Annotated in this window: 19 protein-coding genes; 10 read left to right on the top strand and 9 right to left on the bottom strand. The window is 51.8% G+C overall.

The window, feature by feature from the left end; all coding sequences use genetic code 11:
* Positions 1 to 24: 24 nt before the first annotated feature.
* From F3J38_RS23320 to envC, 3 genes are all read right to left on the bottom strand, one after another.
* A complete protein-coding gene (locus tag F3J38_RS23320; protein WP_167142645.1) occupies positions 25 to 1,104 on the bottom strand; it encodes a glycosyltransferase family 9 protein in 1,080 nt (359 codons plus the stop codon).
* Between the two features lie 129 nt (positions 1,105 to 1,233).
* The gene (locus F3J38_RS23315) at positions 1,234 to 2,139 is read right to left on the bottom strand and encodes a divergent polysaccharide deacetylase family protein (protein ID WP_167142794.1); all 906 of its coding nucleotides are present in this window, start codon (positions 2,137 to 2,139) and stop codon (positions 1,234 to 1,236) included.
* A 3-nt stretch (positions 2,140 to 2,142) separates the two neighbouring features.
* On the bottom strand, positions 2,143 to 3,444 hold the full coding sequence (envC, locus tag F3J38_RS23310; protein WP_167142643.1) for a murein hydrolase activator EnvC: 1,302 nt from the start codon (positions 3,442 to 3,444) through the stop codon (positions 2,143 to 2,145).
* A gap of 249 nt (positions 3,445 to 3,693) precedes the next feature.
* Here envC and F3J38_RS23305 point away from each other — a divergent pair, with 249 nt between their 5' ends.
* The 5 genes from F3J38_RS23305 (at position 3,694) to cysE (ending at position 6,803) form a co-directional block, all read left to right on the top strand.
* Positions 3,694 to 4,125 carry a rhodanese-like domain-containing protein gene (locus F3J38_RS23305; protein ID WP_167142641.1) on the top strand — a complete coding sequence of 144 codons (432 nt, stop codon included), beginning with the start codon at positions 3,694 to 3,696 and terminating at the stop codon, positions 4,123 to 4,125.
* Between the two features lie 17 nt (positions 4,126 to 4,142).
* Positions 4,143 to 4,397 carry a glutaredoxin 3 gene (gene grxC, locus F3J38_RS23300; protein ID WP_167142638.1) on the top strand — a complete coding sequence of 85 codons (255 nt, stop codon included), beginning with the start codon at positions 4,143 to 4,145 and terminating at the stop codon, positions 4,395 to 4,397.
* Between the two features lie 39 nt (positions 4,398 to 4,436).
* The gene (gene secB, locus F3J38_RS23295; RefSeq protein WP_034823785.1) at positions 4,437 to 4,901 is read left to right on the top strand and encodes a protein-export chaperone SecB; all 465 of its coding nucleotides are present in this window, start codon (positions 4,437 to 4,439) and stop codon (positions 4,899 to 4,901) included.
* Positions 4,901 to 5,920 (top strand): NAD(P)H-dependent glycerol-3-phosphate dehydrogenase, encoded by a 1,020-nt coding sequence (gene gpsA, locus F3J38_RS23290; RefSeq protein ID WP_084935649.1) that lies wholly within the window; start codon positions 4,901 to 4,903, stop codon positions 5,918 to 5,920. Before secB ends, gpsA begins: the two co-directional genes overlap by 1 nt.
* Before the next feature lie 67 nt (positions 5,921 to 5,987).
* Positions 5,988 to 6,803: a serine O-acetyltransferase gene (cysE, locus tag F3J38_RS23285; RefSeq protein ID WP_084935648.1), complete on the top strand. Its 816-nt coding sequence runs from the start codon at positions 5,988 to 5,990 to the stop codon at positions 6,801 to 6,803.
* Here the strand turns inward: cysE and trmL are convergent.
* From trmL to cpxR, 3 genes are read right to left on the bottom strand one after another with little or no spacing between them, the layout of a single operon-like run.
* The gene (gene trmL, locus F3J38_RS23280) at positions 6,800 to 7,273 is read right to left on the bottom strand and encodes a tRNA (uridine(34)/cytosine(34)/5-carboxymethylaminomethyluridine(34)-2'-O)-methyltransferase TrmL (protein ID WP_167142635.1); all 474 of its coding nucleotides are present in this window, start codon (positions 7,271 to 7,273) and stop codon (positions 6,800 to 6,802) included. The genes cysE and trmL overlap by 4 nt on opposite strands.
* 35 nt (positions 7,274 to 7,308) lie before the next feature.
* Positions 7,309 to 8,685 carry an envelope stress sensor histidine kinase CpxA gene (gene cpxA / locus F3J38_RS23275; RefSeq protein WP_167142632.1) on the bottom strand — a complete coding sequence of 459 codons (1,377 nt, stop codon included), beginning with the start codon at positions 8,683 to 8,685 and terminating at the stop codon, positions 7,309 to 7,311.
* Entirely contained in the window at positions 8,682 to 9,380 is a 699-nt protein-coding gene (gene cpxR, locus F3J38_RS23270; protein ID WP_084935645.1) for an envelope stress response regulator transcription factor CpxR, read from the bottom strand. Before cpxR ends, cpxA begins: the two co-directional genes overlap by 4 nt.
* Positions 9,381 to 9,530: 150 nt before the next feature.
* Between cpxR and cpxP the strand changes: the two genes are divergently transcribed.
* The 5 genes from cpxP (at position 9,531) to F3J38_RS23245 (ending at position 14,341) form a co-directional block, all read left to right on the top strand.
* Positions 9,531 to 10,043 (top strand): cell-envelope stress modulator CpxP, encoded by a 513-nt coding sequence (gene cpxP / locus F3J38_RS23265; protein ID WP_167142629.1) that lies wholly within the window; start codon positions 9,531 to 9,533, stop codon positions 10,041 to 10,043.
* A 201-nt stretch (positions 10,044 to 10,244) separates the two neighbouring features.
* Entirely contained in the window at positions 10,245 to 11,147 is a 903-nt protein-coding gene (gene fieF / locus F3J38_RS23260; RefSeq protein WP_167142625.1) for a CDF family cation-efflux transporter FieF, read from the top strand.
* 206 nt (positions 11,148 to 11,353) lie between these two features.
* Positions 11,354 to 12,316 carry a 6-phosphofructokinase gene (gene pfkA, locus F3J38_RS23255; RefSeq protein ID WP_167142622.1) on the top strand — a complete coding sequence of 321 codons (963 nt, stop codon included), beginning with the start codon at positions 11,354 to 11,356 and terminating at the stop codon, positions 12,314 to 12,316.
* Positions 12,317 to 12,463: 147 nt separating this feature from the next.
* Complete coding sequence (locus tag F3J38_RS23250) at positions 12,464 to 13,453, top strand: sulfate ABC transporter substrate-binding protein (RefSeq protein ID WP_167142619.1); 990 nt, start codon at positions 12,464 to 12,466, stop codon at positions 13,451 to 13,453.
* A 129-nt stretch (positions 13,454 to 13,582) separates the two neighbouring features.
* Complete coding sequence (locus F3J38_RS23245) at positions 13,583 to 14,341, top strand: CDP-diacylglycerol diphosphatase (protein ID WP_167142616.1); 759 nt, start codon at positions 13,583 to 13,585, stop codon at positions 14,339 to 14,341.
* A gap of 112 nt (positions 14,342 to 14,453) precedes the next feature.
* Here the strand turns inward: F3J38_RS23245 and tpiA are convergent, their stop codons facing one another.
* The 3 genes from tpiA to fpr form a co-directional block, all read right to left on the bottom strand.
* Positions 14,454 to 15,221, bottom strand: coding sequence for a triose-phosphate isomerase (gene tpiA, locus F3J38_RS23240; protein ID WP_167142613.1), 768 nt, complete (start codon positions 15,219 to 15,221; stop codon positions 14,454 to 14,456).
* Between the two features lie 120 nt (positions 15,222 to 15,341).
* The gene (locus tag F3J38_RS23235) at positions 15,342 to 15,932 is read right to left on the bottom strand and encodes a YiiQ family protein (protein WP_167142610.1); all 591 of its coding nucleotides are present in this window, start codon (positions 15,930 to 15,932) and stop codon (positions 15,342 to 15,344) included.
* 106 nt (positions 15,933 to 16,038) lie between these two features.
* Complete coding sequence (fpr, locus tag F3J38_RS23230; RefSeq protein ID WP_167142608.1) at positions 16,039 to 16,785, bottom strand: ferredoxin--NADP(+) reductase; 747 nt, start codon at positions 16,783 to 16,785, stop codon at positions 16,039 to 16,041.
* Positions 16,786 to 16,873: the final 88 nt, after the last annotated feature.

Genomic DNA, 16,873 nt, shown 5'->3' with positions numbered 1-16,873 from the left:
GTGATGGCTGCCTGGCAGAAGTGATTATTTTCTTATCACACTGTTTAGTGCTTCATAAACGCTATGAACACTTATCTTACGCAACGGATAAACGGCATCGTCACCTGCTTCTGGCTCAATACGTATCGTTTTATGAATCAATAAGTCTTGGTAGGGTCCTGTATGGCGCGGGTTCGCACTGACATACAGACTCACGGTTGGGGTCTGAGCGGTAATGGCAATATGCAGTGGCCCTGTGTCACCCGTGATTAAAACATCAATAGAATGGATAAGCTCAATCAATGCGGGAAGACGGGTTTTGCCAATGTATGAGGTCACGCGAGAATGGTATTTTTCAGGTAGCAATTGGAAGAATGCGCGCTCAATTGGCTGATCTTGCCCCGCCCCTGTTAATATAATTTTAGCATCAACGTTTTCAGAAAGGATGCGCTCAGCTAATTGTGAAAAATGTTCAACTGGCCAGCAGCGATTTTTCCCTGAGGCACCCATTTGGAATCCAATCGTTGGGCCACTGGTCTTGTCTGATGCTTTATTGATAGCTATCGGAAACTGCATCGTTATATCAGAGACATCACAGCCCAAAGTGCTGATTAAATCCATTTTACGTTGAATGATATGGCCATCCACACCCATGGAATACTTATCCAACCAATGGTTGAAAGCCGGGTTATCATGACGGAAATTATCGCGCAAAATATACGTTGAACCGCCCAGTCGTGCACAAAGAATATCGTACCCAAGGCTGGAATGTAAAAGCAAAGTCACATCAGGCTTGAATCGTCGAATTTTTCTGATCAAGTTGGGGGCGCGAACGATTTTGTTATCCCATATGGCCACTTCATCAAACCAGTCGCTGTTTTCGACCAGATCACGATTTTTATCACTGGAAACTAACATCAGTTTAGCGGTTGGATACCGGTGCTTGATCGCCTTGATAGCTGGGGTGTTAAAAAGTAAATCCCCTAATGCAGTGGTGGAGAAAATAACAATTCGCTCAAATTCATGATTTGAGCTTAGCGGCGTTTTATTTTTATCAATTTGACTCAGTTTGGCATGAAGACTGAGTACGCTATTGATTAAATTTATTTTCCAAATCTTTTTCATTAAGACTATTTACCCTAAGAACCCGGCAGATTGGACATTAGTTGCGGGAAATAATTTCGCTATCATAGCGAAAAAAACGCTAGTCCCGAATGGGACTAACGTTAATTTTTAATGTTGTTGATGATTAGCTTAGAATAGTGAGCCTAACTGCTTGATTAGAGGGCTTTTTGACACACTTTCAACAACCAGATCTACCGCACGACGCTGAGGTACAGGTGGCAGTGGTTTGCGGGCTTTACACACACCTGGCGCGCTAAATTTCGGTGGTAGTGGTTTTGTTGGCGTCGTATGTGACAGCCCAGATCCCTGATGCAGTGGCTCATTCAGTAGCTGACTTGGTCGGACCAACGTGATATCACCAGGCAGTGAAGGTAACATCTGCTGTAATACACGAACGGTTGTTGGATGCGGATGGCCAATGGCAATCGCATAGCCATCACGTTGGGCCAGCTTAACCGCGCGAGTAAACTGCTCGCGAATCGATGCCTCATTTTGACTGTCATCCAGGAACACTCTACGTTTCAATACTTTAACGTGGGTGCCTTGTGAAGCTGGAATCGACTGGCTGTTGCCGATTGTCATGCTATCGAGAAAGTAATAATTGTACTGATTAAGCACTTGCATCACTTTCTGCATACCGGACAAGCTCGACGTCATTTTGCTGCCCATATGGTTGTTCAGGCCCACGGCGAAAGGGACTTTAACCGTTGCATCACGAATGATGCGAGCAATCTCTTCGCTGCTCATCTCCGGGGTTAAGGTATCTTTTTCTAGGGGCTGTTTACTGAGCGGTGCCATTGGCAGGTGGATCAGAACCTCATGCCCACCTTGATGGGCTTTCGTTGCCATCTCTCGGGCGTGTGGTGCATTGGGCAGTACGGCGACAGAAATCGCCGCCGGCATCTGCAGCACTTTGTTCTCTTCAACGGGCCGATAACCAAAGTCATCGATGACTATCGAGAGCTTACCTGCCTGAGCTGAAAGTGTGAAAAACAACGCACAGAGTGCGATAGAGAGCTTTCTGGGCTGAAACAACACTTATCTTCCTAACCACGGTAGTGGATTGACGGCCTGTCCTTGACGTCGGATTTCAAAGTAGAGCGATGGCGTGCCGCGGCCGCCACTGGTACCCACAAGCGCGATAGGCTGTCCTGCCTTCACCTGAGTACCGACGCTCACCAGCGCACTTTGGTTGTAGCCGTAAAGGCTCATGTCGCCTTTACCGTGTTCCAATACCACAACCAGACCGTAGCCTTGCAACCAATCGGCCATCAGTACGCGTCCATCGGCGATGGCTTTCACTTCGGTGCCTTCTGGCGCATCAATGACCAGACCTTTCCAGCGCAATTCACCCTGCATGGATTCACCGAAACGATGTTCAATTCGTCCGTTTACCGGCCAAACGGCTTGTCCACCTGGCTTGCCAAGCCCACCGGTGCGTGCCATCAGCTCGCGCTCACTCTGCGTAGGTTGATAGCTGGACCCCTTGGCTTTCGCTTGCGCCTGACGCTGGCGAACTTTTTCCGCTTCGCGCGCTTCACGCTCTGCGCGCTCACGCGCTTCACGTTCCGCCTTGGCAATTTTATCCTGCAGGCGGCTTTCGTTTTCACGCATTTCGACCAAATCGGCTTGGTCTTTTTCCAGTGAACTCTCCAGTACCGTCAGCGTTTTTTTACGCGCGGCACTGGCGGTTTCCAGTTTGGTTTGCTGCGACTGCTGCTGGGCTAACAGGGATTTTTGCTGCTCCTGTTTGTCCTGCAATGCCTTGCGCTGATCGGCCAACTGCTGTTGGGTTTGCTTGAGGTCGTCGATATTTTTCTGCCGTGCAGCATTAAGGTAGCCGAAATAAGCAAGAATGCGTTCGCTTCGCTGTGCTTCCTCTCCGCCTAGCAGCAACTGTAAACCATTGTGCTGGCCCTGACGGAAAGCGGCATCGAGTTGCTGAGCAAGCAGTTTTTCCTGCTGCGCCTGCTGTTTTTCCAGGCGAGATATTGAAGCAGTGGTTTGGGCTATTTCGCCATTAAGGGCGGTCAGGCTATTGCGGGTTTCGCGTAACTGACGGCTGGCCTGTGCAATCACTTTTTCCTGACTTTGCAGCTGATCCAGCAGCTTGCTGCGTTGCACTTTTTGCGCTTTAACGCTTTTTTCTTTCTCGGCGATATTCTGCTGAATGGATTTCAGCTGGGTTTTGCTGTCATCCGCACTTTGAGCGGCAACAGGCAACAACAGCGCGCCCGCACAGAGCAGGCTTAGGGAGATTTCGGACCAGCGAAATAACAACGGATGTGCTGGGCCGTTGTAACGGGTCCTTGTGTGTGAAACGGTCGCTTTTCCCTTCATAGTCGATAATTATTCCACGATGAACAGCCGCTTACCAGTTATCCCAAGCGGGTTTTGCTTTACGAAAGATGTCGGTACCGAGCTTACCGGCATAAACATTGTCTTAATTTTGCGATTAGAACACTTTTTTTGGAAAATGACGCACAAATCGTAACTCTGTCCCCTTCGCGACTGTACATGCGAAGTGGCGCAGGTATACTCAGAACCCTTGTTTTAGCTTATTAGCCCGGTCTGGAGTCGTTACCCCTCATGCAAGAAATTATGCAGTTTGCAAGCAATCACACCATCCTGAGTCTGGCATGGGTTGTTTTACTCGTTCTGGTGATTGTGACTACCGTTAAAGGAATGTTCTCAAAGGTAAAAACCGTCAGCCGTGGTGAAGCGACCCACCTGATCAACAAAGAGGACGCGGTGGTTGTAGACGTGCGTTCGCGCGATGATTATCGCAAAGGACACATTTCAGGGGCGCTGAACATTGCAGCAGCTGATATCAAAAAAGGAAGCTTTGCCGAGCTGGAAAAGCACAAGTCGCAACCCATAATTGTGGTATGCGCGACGGGTCAGAGCGCAGGTGAGTCTGCTGCGAAATTGAGTGCCGCAGGTTTCGAGAAAGTCTCCGTGCTGAAAGATGGCGTGAGTGGCTGGAGTGGTGAGAATCTGCCGCTGGTACGTGGTAAATAATTCCCAGAGGTAACCGTATGGCTAATGTAGAAATTTATACCAAAGTGACTTGCCCCTATTGCCACCGGGCAAAGGCGCTGCTGGATCAGAAAGGCGTGTCGTTCCAGGAGATTCCCATTGATGGGGACGCGGCGAAACGTGAAGAGATGATCCAGCGTAGTGGTCGCACAACGGTTCCGCAGATTTTTATTGATGCGCAGCACATTGGTGGCTGTGACGATCTTTACGCGCTGGATGGGCGTCAGGGACTCGATCCCTTACTCCAGGCATAATTTTTCGGTCAGACAATTTAACTCACAGGATTTAGTAACATGTCAGAACATAGCACTAACGAAATGCAGTTCCAGATTCAACGTGTTTACACCAAAGACGTTTCTTACGAAGCGCCAAACGCACCTCAGGTTTTCCAGAAAGAGTGGGAACCGGAAGTGAAGTTGGACTTGGATACTGCTTCTTCTCAGTTGGCTGATGAAGTGTATGAAGTGGTTCTGCGCGTTACCGTGACAGCAACCGTTGGCGAAGACACTGCATTCCTGTGTGAAGTTCAGCAGGCGGGTATCTTCACCATCGGCGGCATCGAAGGCACGCAGATGGCACATTGCCTCGGTGCGTATTGCCCGAACATTCTGTTCCCGTATGCACGTGAATGCATCACCAGCCTCGTGTCTCGTGGTACTTTCCCGCAGCTCAATCTGGCGCCAGTTAACTTTGATGCCCTGTTCATGAACTATCTGCAGCAGCAAGGTGAAGGCGAAGCGCCACGTCAGGATGCCTGATGACTACACTTAACGCTTCGATTAGCGTCATCGGTGCCGGTTCGTACGGCACCGCTCTGGCCATCACATTGGCCCGCAATGGCCATCCGGTTTTGCTCTGGGGCCACAACCCGAAAAGCGTGGCTCAACTCCAGGCTGATCGCTGCAATACCGCATTCCTTCCCGATGTTCCTTTCCCCGACAATCTTGCTCCGGAAGCCGATCTGGCGACTGTCGTCAGTGCTAGCCGCGATCTGCTCGTTGTCGTGCCCAGCCATGTTTTTGGCGATGTGCTGACTCAGCTTAAGCCGCACCTGCGCGCTGATTCTCGTATCGTATGGGCGACGAAGGGACTGGAAAAAGAGACTGGCCGTTTATTGCAGGACGTCGCCCGTGAAATCCTGGGGGATAGCATTCCTCTGGCGGTCATTTCTGGGCCAACCTTTGCAAAAGAATTAGCCGCGGGATTACCGACTGCGATTGCGTTGGCAGCAACCGATGCTCAATTTGCTGAAGACCTGCAGCAAAAGCTTCACTGTGGCAAAAGTTTCCGCGTTTACAACAATCCAGATTTCATTGGCGTTCAGCTTGGCGGCGCGGTGAAAAACGTGATTGCGATTGGTGCGGGCATTTCCGATGGGATTGGTTTTGGCGCCAACGCGCGTACTGCACTCATTACGCGTGGATTAACTGAAATGAGCCGCTTGGGTGCCGCACTGGGTGCCGATCCGACCACCTTTATGGGAATGGCAGGACTGGGTGATTTAGTGCTGACCTGTACCGATAATCAATCACGCAACCGACGTTTTGGTATGATGCTGGGGCAGGGCGAAAGCGTTGATGAGGCGCAGCGCATTATCGGACAAGTTGTAGAAGGCTATAGAAACACCAAAGAAGTCAAAGCGTTGGCAGCGCGCATGGGTGTTGAAATGCCCATCACCGAGCAGATTTATCAGGTCTTGTATTGCGAAAAATCGGCGCGAGAGGCAGCATTGAGTTTACTTGGCCGTGCAAGGAAGGACGAAAACAGCCAAAGCTGAAGCAAGATGCTCAGCTAAACCACCTGCAGCGCCTCTCAGGCGCTTTTTTTATCGGGAGCACATAGCAATGTCGTCAGAAGAGTTAGAACTGGTCTGGAACAACATTAAAGCTGAAGCCAGAGCGCTGGCTGATTGTGAACCCATGCTGGCCAGTTTTTATCACGCGACATTGCTCAAGCATGAAAATCTCGGTAGCGCGTTGAGCTATATGTTGGCGAACAAGCTCGCGAATCCCATCATGCCAGCCATCGCTGTACGTGAAATTGTTGAAGAAGCCTACCGTGAAGATCCAGAGATGATCGTCTCTGCGGCTTATGATATTCAGGCGGTGCGTCAGCGTGACCCAGCGGTCGATAAATACTCCACGCCACTGTTATATCTGAAGGGCTTCCATGCGCTACAGGCGTACCGCATTGGCCATTGGTTGTGGAAAGAGGGACGTCGCGCACTGGCTGTCTATTTACAGAATGAGATTTCGGTCTCTTTCGCGGTCGACATTCACCCGGCTGCGCGTATTGGTCGCGGTATCATGCTCGACCACGCAACCGGCATTGTGATTGGTGAAACGGCAGTGGTCGAGAACGACGTATCGATTCTGCAATCAGTCACGCTGGGAGGCACGGGGAAAACCAGTGGCGATCGCCATCCGAAAATCCGTGAGGGTGTGATGATTGGTGCCGGTGCCAAAATTCTGGGTAATATCGAAGTCGGCCGCGGTGCAAAAATTGGCGCCGGATCGGTCGTGCTGCAACCGGTGCCACCGCACACCACTGCAGCAGGCGTGCCGGCGCGTATTGTCGGCAAACCTACCAGTGATAAACCGTCAATGGATATGGACCAGCACTTTACCGGCGCTGGCTTTGAATATGGCGACGGTATCTAATCCTTGATCAGTGCGCCAGCATAGCCAAGCTGGCGCCATGCTTCATAGACCACCACCGACACGGCATTCGACAGGTTCATACTGCGGCTTTCCGCCATCATCGGAATACGAATTTTCTGCTCAGCGGGCAGGGCGTTGAGTATCTCGGCTGGTAACCCACGGCTTTCCGGGCCAAACAGTAAATAATCACCTGCCTGGTAGTTCACTGCACTGTGTGCTGGTGTGCCTTTGGTCGTCAAAGCAAACAGGCGCTGCGGCGCTTCTGACGCCAGAAATGCGGCGTAATTGGGGTGTTTCTTTAACGAGGTATATTCGTGATAATCCAGCCCTGCGCGACGCAGGCGTTTATCATCCCAGGCAAAGCCTAGCGGCTCAATTAAATGCAATTGAAAGCCAGTATTGGCACATAAACGGATAATGTTACCCGTGTTTGGCGGGATTTCAGGTTCAAATAAAACGATATTTAGCATAAGGCCCCCGGAAACGAGGGCCGAAGCATAGCAAATTATTGGCGAGCGGAGTACAGCGGTAACCAGAGTGTCAGCCGCAGTCCTCCAAGTGGACTGTCATCGGCTTTCACCCAGCCACGGTGCTGCTGAACGGCGGTTTCAACAATAGCCAAACCCAAGCCAGTTCCGCCAGACTCGCGATCGCGTGCTTCGTCCGTGCGATAAAATGGACGGAAGATCTGCTCGCGGTCCTCGGCGCTGACGCCAGGGCCATCATCATCAACGTGAACAGTAATACCCTGAATGTCCACTGAGAAGCTGACGCTGATGTGGTTATGAGAATAACGCAGTGCATTACGCACAATGTTTTCCAAGGCACTCTCCAGCGCATGCGGGTTGCCATAAAGAGGCCACGGGCCCGGCGGGTAGGGCACATCCATCGTTTTGCCCATCTGCTCTGCCTCGAATTTGGCATCTTCCAGCACGCCGTTCCACAACTGGTTCGCTTTCATGGCTTCGCTGACCAGCGCATTCTTGTGCTGCGTGCGCGATAAGACCAACAGGTCGTTAATCATGCCATCAAGACGTTGGGCCTCGGTTTCGATGCGTTGCAGCTCCTTGCCTTCTCCATTACGTCGACGTAACAGAGCGGTAGCCAGTTGCAGGCGCGTCAACGGAGTACGCAGTTCATGGCTGATATCAGACAACAGTCGCTGCTGAGCAGTCATCATGCGTTCCAGCGCACTCACCATCTGGTTAAAGCTTGAACCCGCGGCGAGAAATTCCTGTGGGCCTGACTCCAGTTCAGGATGCTGGCGTAAATTCCCACTCGCCACTTCATCTGCCGCATACTTAAGCTTACGTGCTGGTCGGGCAAGGCTCCACGCCAGCCATAACAGCAGCGGTGAGCTGATCAGCATGGTGACAATCAGCAGCAGTAACGGGCGGTCAAAGAGCAAATTAACAAAATCGAGCTGCGAGCTGGTGGCAGGGCGAATCAAGTAGAGCTGGTAATTGTCTTCGCCATCACGCACGGCGAAGGGGCCTACCATCTCCACGCGACCATATTTCTTTTTCTGCGGATGATCGGCGTTATCAGACTGGCCGATAAAGTTACGAATCACCTGCATTTCGTTGTGCTGTGCGCCGATCACGCGGCCTTCGCTGGTCACCAACAACAAGCGTTGGCCTGGTGGTGCCCATTTATCAATCGCACGAAACAGCCGACGCCACCACATCAAATCGTTGGGGGGATCTTGTGACAGCTCTGCTTCCACGTGCTGTTCAATCATGGTGCCCTGTCGTTGTTCGCTTTCCAGCAAGGATGTCATCTGGCGCGAGTCGAGTTTGGGCACCATTAAAACCAGCATCAACACCAGCGCCAGCGTAAGCCAGAAGATGGCGAAGATGCGGGTGGTCAAACTTCCAATCATGATGCCGAAACCATCAGATAGCCGCGTCCGCGCAGGGTTTTAAACCACGGATGGCCATCACGACGTTCCGGCAATTTACGACGCAGGTTAGAGATATGCATATCAATAGCACGGTCAAATGGCGTCAGGCGCTTGCCCAGTACTTCCTGACTGAGATGTTCACGAGAGACCACTTGGCCTAAATGCTGCGCCAGCAAATAGAGCAGGGTAAATTCGGTACCGGTAAGATCCAGCGTTTCAGTATCAAAGCTGGCTTCCTGGCGACCGGGATTCAGGCGCAAGCAATCCACTTCCAGCGTGGGTGAGCTATTGTCGTGCTGCTGTTGCTGCTCGCTCCAGTTAGAACGGCGCAGAATAGCGCGGATACGTGCCACCAACTCGCGGTCGTTAAACGGCTTCGGCAGATAGTCGTCAGCACCCAGCTCAAGGCCGAGTACACGATCCAGCTCACTGCCGCGAGCGGTCAGCATGATGACCGGTGTTTGATGCTGTTGGCGTAGCTCTTTCAACGTGTCGATACCGTTCTTCTTCGGCATCATGACGTCGAGTAATAACAGGTCAACGGTGTTGTCCAACAGGTTGAGCGCCTGCTCGCCATCACTGGCGACAATCACCTCAAAACCTTCCATCTCAAGCAGTTCTTTAAGCAGCGAAGTTAATTCGCGGTCGTCATCAACCAACAGGATTTTATTCATTTTTTATTGCCCTCCGCAGGCAAAATACCGTGATCCTTGACTTGCAATCCAACGCTTTACGTAGTTTTACACCCCCTGACGGATGTTTGCAGCCATCGCCGTACACTAGCTCTCGTTGAATCGCAAAACGGAACGAACTGGGAGTAAACGATGCGCTACTTAACCGCCGTCGTCATTGCCTCAGCGATGGTTCTCAGTCACGCCAGCGCAGAAGCAGCAGACACGACGACGATTGACGAGATGCATCAGAACGGCGGATTGACGACAGGCAGTATGACGCAAAATCCGCAAAGCCACATGTTCGATGGCATTGAGCTGACTGAACAACAGCGGCAACAGATGCGAGACCTGATGCAGCAAGCGCGACACGAACGTCCGGTCCTGAGCGTTCAGGACATAGAAACTATGCATGACCTTGTCATTGCAGACAAATTTAACGAATCGGCCATCCGGCAGCAGGCAGAGAAACAAGCCCGCACGCAGGTTGAACTGCAAGTTGAGATGGCTCGGGTTCGCAACCAAATGTATCACCTGCTAACGCCTGCACAGCAAGCGACATTGCAGAAGAATTATGAGCGACGTCTCAATGATGCACGTCAGCTCTCCGGATTGCAGCCATCATCACCGCTGCATGCAGTGAGTAGTACCAGCAGTAACCAGTAACATAGTATCCCTGTTTTCCTTGCCATAGACACCATCCCTGTCTTCCCCGCCATGATGGCGGGGTTTTTTTTGCCCATCATTTCACTACTGCATCAGCAGCTTAATATTCAATTCACGCAGCCTAAGCATGGGAATGATAAACTTTAGCCATCATATGACTAAAGGTGCTGCGCATAGGCGCACACTTCAATGAGGCAAGGCATGGATCCCTCATATGCAAAGCTCGTTAATCGCGCGGCATTGGCTGCAACTACCCTGGCAACCTTACTGCTGATTGTGAAGATTTTTGCCTGGTGGCTGACGGGTTCAGTGAGTATGTTAGCGGCATTGGTTGATTCTCTGGTGGATATTGCCGCATCCCTCACCAATCTGCTGGTGGTTCGATATTCGCTACAACCCGCGGATAATGATCACACCTTCGGGCATGGCAAAGCAGAGTCCCTGGCCGCTTTGGCACAAAGCATGTTTATCTCCGGTTCTGCGCTGTTTTTATTCCTCACGGGTATTCAGCACTTGGCTTCCCCTAATACGCTGCACTCGCCATTGGTGGGTATCGTCGTGACGGTGGTCGCTTTGTTCTCTACGCTGTTACTGGTGACGTTTCAACGCTGGGTTGTGCGGCTGACACGCAGCCAGGCTATTCGGGCAGACATGCTGCACTACCAATCCGATGTGGTGATGAATGGCGCGATTCTGGTTGCACTGGTATTAAGCAGCTATGGTTTTGTCAGGGCTGATGCACTCTTCGCGCTCGGTATTGGCGTCTATATTCTCTATAACGCACTGCGTATGGGCTACGAGGCCGTGCAATCGTTATTGGATCGCGCCCTGCCGGAAGAGGAAAAGCAGGCGATCATTAATCTGGTGAGTGACTGGCCAGGCGTGCGCGGTGCTCACGCATTACGCACGCGTCAATCCGGGCCGACGCGCTTTATTCAGCTTCATCTGGAAATGGACGATCACCTGCCGTTGGTGCAGGCACATCAGGTGGCGGACCAGATAGAGCAAGCACTGCGACAGAAATTTCCCGGTTCAGATGTGATTATCCATCAGGATCCCTGTTCAGTGGTGCCAGAAAATCAGCAAGGTTTTTTCCAGTTTTAGCGTTTAATTATCAGGGCGTTGCGTGTTAGAAATGACGTAACGCTAACAACTCTGTAAAAAATTAGCGAAAACTTGTCTGACCTGAATCAATTCAGCATCAAGCCTTTGATATACTATCTGCAACTATTAAGCCGCGCGATCGTGAGCGGGTTACACTGATCGGCTGGCAGACATAATCCTTAGTTTTGAACAATCCAGAGGTTGTCATGATCAAAAAAATCGGAGTATTGACCAGCGGCGGTGACGCCCCGGGCATGAACGCAGCCATCCGCGGAGTTGTCCGTTCCGCGCTGAGTGAAGGCCTTGAAGTTTTTGGTATCTACGACGGCTATCTGGGATTGTATGAAGATCGTATGATCAATCTCGACCGCTACAGCGTGTCAGACATGATTAACCGTGGTGGTACTTTCCTCGGTTCCGCGCGTTTTCCTGATTTCCGCAATGAAGAAGTACGTCAGGTCGCCATTGAGAACATGAAGAAACGTGGTATCGATGCACTTGTGGTCATCGGCGGTGACGGTTCCTACATGGGCGCCAAGCGTCTGACCGAAATGGGCTTCCCGTGCATTGGCTTGCCAGGCACCATTGATAATGACGTTGCCGGTACTGACTACACCATTGGCTACTTCACTGCACTGGAAACCGTAGTGGAAGCGATTGACCGCCTGCGCGACACCTCATCTTCACACCAGCGTATCTCAATTGTTGAAGTTATGGGCCGTTACTGCGGCGATTTAACCCTGGCTGCTGCGATTGCCGGCGGGTGCGAGTTCATCGTGCTGCCTGAAATCCCTTACACCCGTGAAGAGCTGGTGGAAGAGATCAAAGCGGGTATCGCTAAAGGCAAAAAACACGCGATTGTGGCCATCACAGAGCACATCTGTGATATCGACGATTTGGCGCATTTCATTGAAGCTGAAACCAAACGCGAAACGCGTGCAACCGTGTTGGGCCACATTCAACGTGGCGGTGCACCATGTGCTTACGACCGCATTCTCGCTTCACGTATGGGCGCCTACTCCATTGAGCTCCTGTTGCAGGGCTACGGTGGTCGCTGTGTCGGGATTCAGAATGAGAAGATGGTGCATCATGACATCATCGACGCGATCGAAAACATGAAGCGTCCATTCAAGCGCGATTGGCTGGATACGGCGAAAAAACTTTATTAATCAATCTGAATAAGGGCGCGGTCTTCACCGTGCCCTTTTTTACCCCTGTTTATATTCCCTTAAGTTATAACCACTTATTTTTAATTCTTTAATCATTGGATTGGTTTATGTCAGTCTTGTTCTATAACGACCTCGGGAGAGCAAGCAATGAACAAGTGGAGTATTGGTGTCACCCTGTTACTGGCTTCCACCAGTGTTTTGGCAAAGGATATCCAGCTGTTAAACGTTTCTTACGATCCAACGCGTGAGTTGTATGAGCAATACAACAAAGCGTTTAGCGCGCACTACAAACAGGAAACGGGCGACAATGTGGTCATCCGTCAGTCGCACGGTGGCTCCGGCAAGCAAGCCACTTCAGTCATCAATGGCATTCGTGCCGATGTGGTGACGCTGGCGCTGCAGTCTGATGTAGATGCGATTGCCGACCGTGGTCGTATTGATAAAAACTGGATCAAACGCCTGCCGGACAACTCCGCACCGTACACTTCCACCATCGTGTTCCTGGTTCGTAAAGGCAACCCGAAGGGCATTCATGACTGGAATGATTTGATTAAACCTGGCGTATCGGTGATCACGCCGAACCCGAAAACTTCAGGTGGCGCACGCTGGAACTATCTGGCCGCATGGGGCTGGGCACTGGATCAGAACAACGGCGATCAGGCCAAAGCGCTGGCGTATGTGAAGGCGCTGTTCAAGAACGTAGAAGTGCAGGATTCGGGTGCACGTGGTGCCACCAACACCTTCGTAGAGCGTGGCATTGGTGATGTGCTGATTGCCTGGGAAAACGAAGCGTATCTGGCGGTGAACAAACTGGGTAAAGACAAGTTTGAAATCGTGACCCCGAGCGAGTCGATTCTGGCTGAACCTACCGTATCCGTGGTCGATAAAGTCGTGGATGAGCAGGGCACACGTAAAGTCGCCGAAGAGTACCTGAAATATCTCTACTCGCCAGAAGGCCAGACGATTGCAGCGGAAAACTTCTATCGTCCGCGCGATCCTGAAGTCGCGAAGAAGTTCGCCAGCACCTTTGCGCCGGTGAAACTGTTCACTATCGACAGCAAGTTCGGTGGTTGGACGCAAGCGCAGAAAGCCCACTTCGCCGATGGTGGCAGTTACGATCAGGTCATGAAACCTTAATCGTCATCGCATCAAACAGAAACGGTCAGCCTGGCGCTGGCCGTTTTGCATTATACAGCAGTAAAAGTCCGTGACATTGCCCAAACGGCAGGCGAGGATGCTCGCAGGTGATGAACTGAGGAACTGGCCATGCAGGGAAGTCGTCGCACCCTGAAGTTGCTAACCGTTTTACTGCTGGTACTGATTGTCGGATTGATCGTCAGCGCCTTCCACTTCCAGAAGAATTCCAACGCACTGTGGCAGATCATCAGTGAAAAGTGCGTGCCGAACATGGCAAAGAGTGGCAATCCCGCCCCTTGCCAGCAAGTGAATACGGCACAGGGCTATGTCACGTTGAAAGATCTCAACGGGCCTTTGCAGTATTTGCTGATGCCGATTGAGAAAATCACCGGGATGGAAAGTCCCATCATTCTTGAACCCACTACGCCAAACCTGTTTGCTGCGGCCTGGCAGCAGCGCGGTTTACTGGCAAAAAAACGAGGTGGGCCGATTGCGGATAGCGCACTGTCGCTGGCGATTAACGCGCAGTATGGCCGATCGCAGAATCAACTGCATATCCATATTTCCTGCCTGCGTCCCGATGTCCGTCAGCAGTTAGATAACCTCACGACACGACTCAACGATCAGTGGCAATCCGCCACGTTGCAAAAACATCACTATCTGATTCGCACGCTGTCCACTGCGGAGTTGGCACAGCAAAGTGCCTTTATCCGCTTAGCGGAAGAAGTGCCGAATGCACGCATGGAAATGGGCAAATATGGATTAGCGTTGGCAGCGCTGCCGGATGGGCGTTTGGCCCTGTTAGCGTTAGAGCGGAATTGGCTTAAGTTGAACAGTGGTTCTGCGGAGGAGTTGCAGGATCATAATTGCAAGATTTTAGATCATTAGACACAGGCTTCATCGTAGACACGCAACGCGCAGGAAAAGTACACGAATTGTCGCCGTTTATGATGACCAAAAAAAGGCGGCTGATGAGCCGCCTTATTACCAAGCGGAATACTTACGCGTTTTTCGCTGCAGCAGCTGCTTTAACAATCACGGCGAAGGCATCTGCCTTCAGTGAAGCGCCGCCCACCAGTGCGCCATCGATATCTGGCTGAGTGAACAGTTCTGCGGCGTTTTTGTCGTTAACCGAACCGCCGTACTGAATGATGACTTGCTGAGCAATCGCGGCATCTTTCTTCGCGATGTGGTCACGAATGAATTTGTGCACAGCCTGCGCCTGAGCAGGGGTAGCTGACTTGCCAGTGCCGATCGCCCAGACAGGTTCATAAGCAATCACCACGCCTTCGAAGGCTGCTGCGCCTTGGGTTTCCAGCACGGCATCGATCTGACGAGCACACACTTCTTCAGTTTTGCCCGCTTCGTTTTCTGCTTCGGTTTCACCGATGCACAGCACAGGGATCAGACCGGCTGCTTTCAGCACAGCGAATTTCTTCGCGATGAACTCGTCGCTTTCTTTGTGGTAGGTACGGCGCTCAGAGTGGCCGATAATGATGTATTTCGCGCCGACGTCTTTCAGCATCTCTGCGGAGGTTTCACCGGTGAATGCACCAGACAGGTTAACGTCTACGTTCTGAGCACCCAGTGCAATGTGGCTACCGGAAATGGCGTGTTTAGCCAGGTCAAGATAGATAGCCGGTGGGGCAATCGCTACACCACAACCTTCCACACCAGACAGCTCTTTACGCAGACCTTCGATCAGCTCGCCCGCCATGTGCTTACTGCCGTTCAGTTTCCAGTTACCCATAACCAGTGGATGTCGCATTCTTTCCTCCGCATAACGCGATTCATGAAATAGCGCTGCCATCGGGCAGCGATGTCTGCCAGACAGTATAGAGATCAAATGTGCCGCTGGCTTTGCTTTTCGTCATTTTTGCCGGAGTGATCAAGGGGTCGCAAGCGCCAGTTTTATCGGCTCTACGGCGAAGGTCAGGCCCTTATCGCCGTTATCAGCGACCACGAAGCGCAGTGCGCCCTCGGTACGCGCAAAATAGCGCGCACCTTTACCGGCGCTAAGCAGGGAATCGAGCTTTTTACGGCCATCTTCAGGCGATAACCCAGGCACGAAAAAGCGCAGCAAGGCGGTCATGTAATCCATCGCACGTGCTTGTGCCGCTTTCATGTCGGGTCCTGGCACGGGGAGCCAGGTGATTTGCAGGGTTTTGATTTTACCGGTGCCTTGTTCCAGCGCGGTAGAAGCGTAGAGCGTTTCGCTAATTTTACTGGCCGCGCGCGTGAGATTGCTCTTGTCATCACGGCTGTCAATCGCACGATATTCCAGCAAGGGCAGGTCCGGATTGGCGGTATTGTACTTTTCGCGGAACTGCGCGATGGTCATATCGAAGGTCGGAGCACCCGCTAACAGATAGGGGGCGGCGGGCAGGTGATCGCTCCGATCCTGCGGTGTCGCATCCTCTGCCCAGACGGGAAATGTCAGCGCAACGCTGACTAACAGCGCGACTGGCAGGTTCTTCATTGCTTCGGCCCTAAATCATTCACTTAGCCCACGATTAGAACGGTTTTTACCGGGCAAAGTCAAAACCCGCACTGCGAAAAATCTCAGATTAATCACACATCGCGGATTACCAATAATGTTCACTGGTCATATGGCCCGGTTTGCGTTTGAAATGTTTACGCATTTCACGAGACTCTTTCAGTAATTGCTGGGTATCACGTACCATCTGCGGATTACCGCACAGCATCACGTGGCTGGTATCGGCGCTCATCGGCAAGCCAACGGCACGTTCCAGTTCGCCACTCTCAATAAGTTGCGGCACACGTCCATGCAGGGAACCGGCAATCACCTCGCGGCTCACCACCGTCTGAATATGCAGTTTGCCGGCATAACGCTGCTGTAACTGCTGCATCAGCGGTAAAAAGCTCAGGTCATCTGCGAAGCGCGCTGCATGCACCAGGACAATGTTGTCGAAACGTTCCAGACCTTCGCCCTGTTGCAAGATAGATAAATAAGGGCCGATTGCCGTGCCGGTGGCCAGCATCCACAGGGTATTACAGTCGGGAATTTCATCGAGTACAAAGAAACCCGCCGCTTCTTTGGTGACCATCACCTGATCGCCGGGCTTTAAGGCCTGCAAGCGTGGGCTGAGTTTGCCCTCAGGGACGGTCACCAGGTAGAACTCCAGCAGCGGGTCCTGAGGCGCATTCACGTAAGAGTAGGCGCGCTGCACGCGCTCGCCGTCAATTTCCAACGCGAGTTTGGCAAACTGCCCAGCGGTAAAGGCGTCGATGGGTGCCCTGACGCGCAGACTGAACAGGGCATCGGTCCAGTTTTTGACCTCTTCAACTTCAGCGTTAATCCACTCTGCCATGTTCGCTCCTTATTGTTGATTATTCAGGCATGTGATTATCATCGCCAGCCATCCAATAGATTTCCACCCCCATGTTGGGCAAAGGGCT

The organism is Candidatus Pantoea formicae (genome assembly GCF_011752625.1).
GTDB lineage: Bacteria > Pseudomonadota > Gammaproteobacteria > Enterobacterales > Enterobacteriaceae > Pantoea > Pantoea formicae.
This window is presented reverse-complemented; position numbering and strand designations above follow the sequence as displayed.